The following is a 6,387-nucleotide window of genomic DNA, read 5'->3' as shown; positions in this document are numbered from 1 at the left end:
CGCCACGAAAAGAGAAGGGTAGGGGGAGGGGACACCGAGCCCCCCCCCCCCACCCCCCCCACCGCCCCCCCCCACCCCCCCCCCTCCCCCCCCCCCCCCGATGTCGTACCGGGCGGTCAGGCCTGGTCCCGGCGCAGGGACGGCTTGAGTTCCTTCAAGCGGCCCAGCAGGCCGTTCACGAACGACGGCGACTCGTCCGTCGAGAACTCCTTCGCCAGCTGCACCATCTCGTCCAGGACGACGGCGTCCGGGGTCTCGTCGACCCAGATCAGCTCGTACGCGCCCAGCCGCAGGAGGTTGCGGTCCACGACCGGCATCCGGTCGAGCGTCCAGCCGACCGCGTACTGGGCGATCAGCTCGTCGATGCGCCTCGCGTGTTCCGCGTAGCCCTCGACCAGCTGCATCGTGTACTCGCTGACCGGCGGCTGCCGGGTGTCGGACCGGGACAGCCGGATCCAGTCGGCGAGGACCGTCAGGACGTCGGCGCCGCGCTGGTCGCCCTCGAAGAGGATCTGGAAGGCGCGCTTGCGGGCCGTGTTGCGGGCAGCCACGGTTAGCTGTTCACCCGGCCGAGGTAGTCGCTGGTGCGGGTGTCGACCTTGATCTTCTCACCGGTGGTGATGAAGAGCGGGACCTGGATCTGGTGACCGGTCTCCAGGGTGGCGGGCTTGGTGCCGCCGGTGGAGCGGTCGCCCTGGACACCCGGCTCGGTCTCGGCGATGACCAGCTCGACGGCGGCCGGCAGCTCGACGAAGAGCACCTCGCCCTCGTGCTGCGCGACGGTGGCGGTGAAGCCCTCGATCAGGAAGTTCGCGGCGTCACCGACGGACTTCCGGTCGATGTGCAGCTGGTCGTAGGTCTCCATGTCCATGAAGACGAAGTACTCGCCGTCCATGTACGAGAACTGCATGTCGCGCTTGTCGACAGTGGCGGTCTCGACCTTGACGCCGGCGTTGAAGGTCTTGTCGACCACCTTGCCGGACAGCACGTTCTTCAGCTTGGTGCGCACGAAGGCGGGGCCCTTGCCGGGCTTGACGTGCTGGAACTCGACGACGGACCAGAGCTGGCCGCCTTCGAGCTTGAGCACCATGCCGTTCTTGAGGTCGTTCGTGGAAGCCACGGTTGCGGAATCTCCTGGACTGACGTACGACCCCGGGGCATGCGCACAGCGCGAGGCTAGAGCGCGAGCAGCTCCTTGGTCGTGATGGTGAGTAGCTCGGGTCCGCCGTCCGCCTCTGGGCGTACGACGAGCGTGTCATCGATCCGGACGCCGCCCCGGCCCGGGAGGTGGACCCCCGGTTCGACGGTGACCGGCACGCAAGCGTCCAGTTTACCCATGGCCGCGGGCGCCAACTGCGGGTCCTCGTCGATTTCCAGTCCGACGCCGTGTCCCGTCAGCGGTGGCAGGGCCTCCGCATAGCCGGCCGAGTCCAGCACCTGGCGCGCCGCACGGTCCACGTCACGGTATCCGGCGCCGGGCGTCAGGGACTCGCGTCCGGCGCGCTGGGCGGCGAAGACGAGGTCGTACAGCTCGATCTGCCAGTCGGCGGGCGAGGTGCCGATCACGAACGTACGGCCGATCTCGCAGCGGTAGCCGCGGTAGGTCGCGCCCAGGCACACGGTGAGGAAGTCGCCCTCCTCCACGCGCCGGTCGGTGGGGCGGTGGCCGCGGCGGCCGGAGTTCGGCCCGGTGGCGACCGAGGTGGGGAAGGCGGGTCCGTCGGCGCCGTGGTCGACCAGGCGGCGCTCCAGCTCCAGCGCGAGGTGCCGCTCGGTGCGGCCGACCAGGATGGACTCCAGCAGCTCGCCGAGGGCCTGGTCGGCGATCTCGGCGCCGATGCGGAGGCAGGAGATCTCCTCCTCGTCCTTGACCACCCTGAGCTGTTCGACGGCTCCGCCGAGGTCGGTGAGGCGAAGACGCGGGGCGGCCGAGGCCAGGGCTCTGTGCCGGGCCACGGTGAGGTGGTGTTCCTCCGCCGCCAGCGAGTCGGCCCCCTGCGTCGCGGCGACGTCGGCCGCCGCTACGGCGGCGTCGCCGCCGGTGGGCAGGACGTGCAGGCGCAGATTCTCGTCCGGCCGGCCCTCGTAGGGCCGGTCGTCGGGCGGGCCGGCGCAGACGAGGAGGTCCTCGCGTCTGCCGAGCAGCAACGCGGCGCCCTGCGGGGCCGCGGCGGCGAGGTAGCGCACGTTGGCCGGGCGGGTGACGAGCGCTGCCGCGGTGCCGGCCGCGGTGAAGTGGTCTCTCAGCCGGGATCGGCGGGTCGCGTACACCTCTGACATGAGATGAGCGTAGGAGTTTTGTGCGGGTTGTGCCGATTCGTGGGGGCCGAGTGGGGTTGCCGGGCAGGTGGGGGGTGGTGCGGTCGTTCGCCGGGTGCGGGTCCGTCGCGGCTTGCCGCGCCCCCTGATCACCAGCTCGGCGGGCTCGCTATGGCCCGCGACAGGACCTCGTCCAGGACCCTCGCCGTCGCCGGGACGTCGAGCTGGGAGTTGTCGATGATCGGGAGGCCCGAGCCGTACCAGCCGGCCATGCGGCCGTGGATGCGGGCCACCTCCTCGTCGGTGAGACGGCGGTTGCCGGTGCGCTCGGCGTTGCGCTCCAGGACGATGTCCAGGCCCGGCAGGAGGACGACCGGGAGCAGCCCGGGGCCGACGTGCCGCTTCCAGCCGCCGAGGCCGACGACCGGGCGGTCCGGGAAGACGGCGTCGTCGAGGATGCAGGAGATGCCGTTGGCGAGGAAGTTACGGGCGGCGAAACCGCAGGTCCGGCGGGCCAGGCGGTACTGGGCCTCGGAGTTGTCGTTCCAGCCGGACTGGGGGTCGGCGAAGCCCGAGCGGACCCACTCACGCACGTCGTCCAGGCTGATGTGAGCGGTGGGCACGCGGCGGTGGTCGGCCCAGTACTTGGCGACGCTGGTCTTGCCCGCTCCGGCCGGGCCGATCAGCAGGACGGCGAGCGTGGTGGTCGCCGGGTCGGGGGCCGCGGCATGAGCCGGCGGCGCCGTGGGCACGCCGACGGGGCCGCCGGGCGGCAGCGGGACGTGCCCGGTGATGTCGGGCGCCGGTGCGGCGGCGGACTGCGGGGCCGGGGGTTGCACGACCGGAGGCTGGGGCGCGGGGGGTTGCGGGGGCGTCGGCGGGACGGCGCGGGCCGGGGCCGGGAAACCCGGCGGCGGGGGCACGGGGCCGGCTCCATGGGAGGCTCCCGGGTGCGGGCCCGGGTGGTGTGCGGCTGGCGCCCAGCCGGCCTGCGGCCCGTGCCCCGGCTGGTGGGGCGGCGGCAGCGGAGACCCCACTGCGTGCTGCATCCGTTGCCACTCCGTCTCGTGCAGGCTGTTTGCGCTGGCAGCGGGGTTGAGACCCGCTGCCTACCGAACGGTACCGTCCCCCGCCGTCGTTTGGTGAAACGACCGGGGGCGGTCCGAAGTGCCCGCTCCGGAAAGGAAATCGGACGGAGGGAGCGGCCCGGGAGGTACCGGACCGCTCCCCGCCGGCGGCCTACTGGCCGACTTCTCCGTAGGCGGCGAGCAGGACGGCCGGGTCGGGGCCCTCCAGGACGGTGGGCTTGGCCAGGCCGTCCAGGACGATGAAGCGCAGCAGGTCACCGCGGGACTTCTTGTCGACCTTCATCGTCTCCAGCAGCTTGGGCCACTGGTCGTAGCGGTAGTGCAGGGGCAGGCCGACCGCTTCCAGGACCGTACGGTGCCGGTCCGCCGTGGCGTCGTCCAAACGGCCCGCCAGACGGCCCAGTTCGGCCGCGAAGTGCATACCGACCGCGACCGCCGCGCCGTGCCGCCACGTGTAGCGCTCGTTCTTCTCGATGGCGTGGCCCAGCGTGTGGCCGTAGTTGAGGATCTCCCGCAGACCCGACTCCTTCAGGTCGCTCGAGACCACCTCCGCCTTCACCCGGATCGACCGCTCGATCAGCTCCGCCGTGTGCGGACCCGCCGGGGTCCGGGCGGCCTCGGGGTCGGACTCGATCAGGTCCAGGATCACCGGGTCGGCGATGAAACCGGCCTTGATGACCTCCGCGAGCCCGGAGACGTAGTCGTTGACCGACAGCGAGTCCAGCGCCGCCAGGTCGCACAGCACACCGGCCGGCGGATGGAAGGCGCCCACCAGGTTCTTGCCCTCGGCGGTGTTGATGCCGGTCTTGCCGCCGACCGCCGCGTCCACCATGGCCAGTACCGTCGTCGGGATCGCGATCCAGCGCACCCCGCGCAGCCAGGTCGCCGCGACGAACCCGGCCAGGTCCGTGGTCGCACCGCCGCCCACGCCCACGATCACGTCGGTGCGGGTGAAGTTCGACTGGCCCAGCGCCTTCCAGCAGTAGGCGGCGACCTCGGCGGTCTTGGCCTCCTCGGCGTTCGGCACCTGGACGGCGATCGCCTCGTAGCCCTGCTCGGCCAGGTCCGCGCGCAGCGCGTCACCGGTCTCGGCCAGCGCCTCCGGGTGGATCACCGCCACCCTCCTGGCCCTCGGCCCGACCAACGCGGCCAGCTCACCGAGGAGCTGACGGCCGACCAGCACCTCGTAGGGCTCGGTGCCCGCGGTGCCGGCGACCTGGATCCGAGTGACTGACTCGCTCATGCTTCCTTCAACTCCAGTGCGTCGAGGGCCGCTTGGGTGACCTCTTCGGGGGTACGGCCGTCCGTCGGTACGACGGCGGTGGCGACCTCCTCGTACAGGTGCCGCCGCGCCTCCATCAGCTCCCGCCACTGCTTGCGCGGGTTGACCGCGAGCAGCGGCCGGGCCACGTTCAGGCCGGTGCGCCTGACGGCCTCCTCCACGTCCATCGAGAGGTAGACCACACGGTGTCCGGCGAGCAGCGCGCGCGTGTCGGCGTCCAGGACAGCGCCGCCGCCGAGGGCGAGGACGCCCTCGTGCCCGGCGAGCGCGGCGTGCACCGCCCGCTTCTCGATCGCCCGGAAGACCGGCTCGCCCTCGTCGACGAAGATCTCCGCGATGGTGCGGCCCTCGGCGGCCACGATGTCCTCGTCGGTGTCCCGGTAGCCGAGGCCGAGGCGCTCGGCCAGCAGCCGGCCGACCGTGGACTTGCCGACGCCCATCGGCCCGACCAGGACGACCGCAGGCACGACGCTCACCGGATCCGCAGGTTGTCGAGGTAGGACCGCACGTTGCGGCGGGTCTCGGCCACGCTGTCGCCGCCGAACTTCTCCGCCACCGCGTCCGCGAGGACGAGCGCGACCATGGCCTCGGCGACGATACCCGCGGCGGGCACCGCGGAGACGTCCGAGCGCTGGTGATGGGCCTGCGCCGCCTCACCCGTGGTGACGTCCACAGTCTGCAGGGCCCGCGGCACCGTCGCGATCGGCTTCATCGCCGCCCGCACCCGCAGCAGCTCGCCCGTGCTCAGGCCACCCTCGGTACCGCCCGCGCGGCCGGAGACGCGCCGGATGCCCTCGGGCGTGTTGACGATCTCGTCGTGCGCCTGGGAGCCGGGCACCCGGGCCAGCTCGAAGCCGTCACCGATCTCGACGCCCTTGATCGCCTGGATGCCCATCAGGGCACCGGCGAGACGGGCGTCCAGCTTGCGGTCCCAGTGCACGTGCGAACCCAGCCCGACCGGAACGCCGTACGCCAGCACCTCGACCACACCGCCGAGCGTGTCGCCGTCCTTGTGGGCCTGGTCCACCTCCGCGACCATGGCCTTGGAGGCGTCCGCGTCCAGGCAGCGCAGCGGGTCGGCGTCCAGCTTCCCGACGTCGGCCGGGGTCGGGTAGACGCCCCGCGGAGCCTTCACGGAGCACAGCTCGACGACGTGCGAGACGATCTCGACGCCCGCCGTCTCCTTCAGGTAGGAGCGGGCCACCGCGCCCAGCGCCACCCGGGCCGCCGTCTCGCGGGCCGAGGCGCGCTCCAGAATCGGGCGGGCCTCCTCGAAGCCGTACTTCTGCATGCCCGCCAGGTCGGCGTGGCCGGGCCGGGGCCGGGTCAGCGGCGCGTTACGGGCCAGGCCGTCCAGGATCTCCTGGTCGACCGGGTCGGCCGCCATGACCTGCTCCCACTTGGGCCACTCGGTGTTGCCCACCATGATCGCCACCGGGGAGCCCAGGGTCAGACCGTGCCGGACCCCGCCCAGGAAGGTGACCTCGTCCTGCTCGAACTTCATCCGTGCACCACGGCCATAGCCGAGCCGCCGCCGCGCCAGGTGGTCCGCCACCATCTCCGTGGTGATCGGCACGCCGGCGGGAAGCCCCTCCAGCGTCGCGACAAGTGCCGGCCCATGGGACTCCCCCGCGGTCAGCCAACGCAGCCTGCTCAACGGTGCTCCTCAGTGTTCGCGCCCGGTACTGCTGCGTACGCGCGTCATCGCGTACGGCGACGACGTGACCGGGTGCGCGACCCCGGTACGCCACCTCCGAT

Annotated in this window: 7 protein-coding genes; all 7 read right to left on the bottom strand. The window is 72.3% G+C overall.

Translation table 11 applies throughout. The features are described 5' to 3' along the window. Window positions 1-116: 116 nt before the first annotated feature. A complete protein-coding gene (nusB, locus tag ACZ7HQ_RS33095; RefSeq protein WP_470998050.1) occupies window positions 117-551 on the bottom strand; it encodes a transcription antitermination factor NusB in 435 nt (144 codons plus the stop codon). A 2-nt stretch (window positions 552-553) separates the two neighbouring features. Then, a complete protein-coding gene (efp, locus tag ACZ7HQ_RS33090; RefSeq protein ID WP_470998048.1) occupies window positions 554-1,120 on the bottom strand; it encodes an elongation factor P in 567 nt (188 codons plus the stop codon). Window positions 1,121-1,176: 56 nt separating this feature from the next. Next, complete coding sequence (locus ACZ7HQ_RS33085) at window positions 1,177-2,280, bottom strand: M24 family metallopeptidase (protein WP_470998045.1); 1,104 nt, start codon at window positions 2,278-2,280, stop codon at window positions 1,177-1,179. 128 nt (window positions 2,281-2,408) lie between these two features. Continuing rightward, window positions 2,409-3,308 carry a Pro-rich N-terminal domain-containing protein gene (locus tag ACZ7HQ_RS33080; RefSeq protein ID WP_470998042.1) on the bottom strand — a complete coding sequence of 300 codons (900 nt, stop codon included), beginning with the start codon at window positions 3,306-3,308 and terminating at the stop codon, window positions 2,409-2,411. Window positions 3,309-3,498: 190 nt separating this feature from the next. Continuing rightward, window positions 3,499-4,590 (bottom strand): 3-dehydroquinate synthase, encoded by a 1,092-nt coding sequence (gene aroB / locus ACZ7HQ_RS33075; RefSeq protein WP_470998039.1) that lies wholly within the window; start codon window positions 4,588-4,590, stop codon window positions 3,499-3,501. Next, window positions 4,587-5,105 carry a shikimate kinase gene (locus tag ACZ7HQ_RS33070; protein WP_470998034.1) on the bottom strand — a complete coding sequence of 173 codons (519 nt, stop codon included), beginning with the start codon at window positions 5,103-5,105 and terminating at the stop codon, window positions 4,587-4,589. The genes aroB and ACZ7HQ_RS33070 overlap by 4 nt, the downstream gene beginning before the upstream one ends. Continuing rightward, window positions 5,102-6,286 (bottom strand): chorismate synthase, encoded by a 1,185-nt coding sequence (aroC, locus tag ACZ7HQ_RS33065; protein WP_470998031.1) that lies wholly within the window; start codon window positions 6,284-6,286, stop codon window positions 5,102-5,104. Before aroC ends, ACZ7HQ_RS33070 begins: the two co-directional genes overlap by 4 nt. Between the last annotated feature and the right edge of the window lie 101 nt (window positions 6,287-6,387).

This window comes from Streptomyces sp. NPDC037290 (assembly GCF_055603245.1).
Note: the sequence above shows the minus strand (reverse complement) of the source record. Positions and strands in the feature narration are given on the sequence as shown.